The organism is Deltaproteobacteria bacterium (assembly GCA_009929795.1).
Classification (GTDB): domain Bacteria; phylum Desulfobacterota; class Desulfovibrionia; order Desulfovibrionales; family Desulfomicrobiaceae; genus RZZR01.
Window position 1 is genome coordinate 1 of record RZZR01000323.1, and the last position, 1724, is coordinate 1724.

The 1724-nt window shown below is 57.5% G+C and carries 3 protein-coding genes; all 3 read right to left on the reverse strand.

Annotated elements, in window-relative coordinates:
- The coding region (locus EOM25_14640) for a hypothetical protein (protein NCC26414.1) at window positions 1–216 on the reverse strand (216 nt) is incomplete at its 3' end.
- The gene (locus EOM25_14645; GenBank protein ID NCC26415.1) at window positions 213–605 is read right to left on the reverse strand and encodes a hypothetical protein; all 393 of its coding nucleotides are present in this window, start codon (window positions 603–605) and stop codon (window positions 213–215) included. The genes EOM25_14640 and EOM25_14645, both read right to left, overlap by 4 nt.
- 127 nt (window positions 606–732) lie before the next feature.
- Window positions 733–1551, reverse strand: coding sequence for a hypothetical protein (locus tag EOM25_14650; GenBank protein ID NCC26416.1), 819 nt, complete (start codon window positions 1549–1551; stop codon window positions 733–735).
- Window positions 1552–1724 lie beyond the last annotated feature (173 nt).

Here is a 1724-nt window from a genome sequence, read left to right on the forward strand (position 1 = left end):
CCCGGACCTTGCGTCCATGGCGATGTCGTGCTTGTGGCAGTATTTGTCCCTGAACCAGCGACAGTCCCCACAGTCGAACTTGTCCAGGTCCGCAGGATATCCTTTGCCACAGCCGCCCAGCTTCGGGGTCAATGGAAATCCCTCATGGGTTGGCGGGTTGAGCCGACATTCCCCTTCCCCGTCCCAGTAGAATTTGCAGAAGTCGCAAGGTATCATGACAATGCCCTCCTCAATGTTTCGTAATCCGGAAAAGTCGCGACGTAGGTGATGGCCTTCGCGTGGTACATGGGCTTCCATGCCGTAAAGGCCGGATGTGTGTAGTCGTTGCCGACGTAGTTATGGAATGTCAGGACAAAGCCCTTGCCTTTGGTCCTGTACGCTTCCCGATGGTCCGGCCAGCCGTGGCCATCGCCTTGCATGTCATGGAAGAACGGTGAAAGGCGGTCGTTGGACTGTCGGACGATCTGGAACTCTTTGACGAACAGGTTTCTGTTCTCAAAGATCTCCAGGTTCATGTCGTTGGGCGGTACTTCAAAGCGGCCCCAGTATGTGTCCCGAAAGAGATGCGGGTATCTGGTAAACTCAGCAAAATTTCTTCTGTGCATGTGTCTTTCTCCCGTAGGGTTGAAATCTCAAAAAGGGGGTTTGGGGGTTTATGGGGTTAAATTTCCCCTTATATATTTTTTATATATAGATAACTTTTCAAAAAGTTCCGAACTGTATTTAAACCCCTTAAACCCCTAAACCCCCCTCGATGCGTCTGACCGACCATTGGACAGCCTTCTTGCCCCTGCCCGCTTTGGCCAGTGCCAGCCCATCCACGATCCGGCCTTGGCGATATGTCAGCACCCTCCCCAGGCCCTTGGATGACAGCACAGCACCACCGGCCAGGTCTTTGACGGCCTCGGCAAGGTTGGTCTTGTCATCATCAAATTGACCCACCCCGCCGAGGTCCTTGACCAGTTCGGCCGCAGTGATGGCCCTTTCGCCGTACACGGCCCGCCAAGAGGTCAACAGTTCCCCAAGGGATTGGCGCTCGGGGTCGAGGCTCACGGCCTGGACGACGCTGTCCATTGGATCACTCCATTGACCGGGTTGGACTTCCCGCCCCAGCCAAGCGACAGGTTGCCGGACCAGGTCATCCCATGTCTCGAAGCTGGCCATTCGCCCCTTGGCCCTGGTCTTGGCGTTGGCCCGATAGCCCATGATGACGGCCACCCCGGCCTCGACCAGTTCCCGCCTATGGGCTAGGCAGTATTGGAGCGGGCAGAAGTCGAACTCACGCTGAAAGGGCGTTTCAGACTCGGGGTCAATGTACGCGACCAGCACCCGGCGGGGCATGTCTCCGGCCAGGGTCAAATTGTTTCCCGTCAGCCAGGTCAATGTGCGGTTGGGTAAGGCCACGGTCTTGGACTTGCCGAGGATGCGATCTGAAAACTCCCCAGCGGTCAGGAAGGCCGCAAGGGATGGGCTGTCGAACGTGCCGACGATGTTGTCGAGGATCAGATACGGACTCCCACCCAACAGATGGGCGAACAGTCGTTTCCTCATTTCGTCGTCCCCGTTTCTGCTTTTCTCCGGCGGGGTCAAAACCGGGACCATGCCCGTACCCAAAGCACAGATGGCCTTTGCCAGTAGAGACTTCCCTGTCCCCTGGCCTGGGGCAGAACTCGCGGCGGCGGGCGCCGTGTCCAGGGCTGGCCGTTCAATGGCTGTCAGGATCG

What these genes read in the sequence shown, in the direction of transcription:
- EOM25_14645 (NCC26415.1), bottom strand. Translation starts at nt 605, where the DNA reads ATGCACAGAAGAAATTTTGCTGAGTTTACCAGATACCCGCATCTCTTT.
- EOM25_14650 (NCC26416.1), bottom strand. Translation starts at nt 1,551, where the DNA reads ATGAGGAAACGACTGTTCGCCCATCTGTTGGGTGGGAGTCCGTATCTG.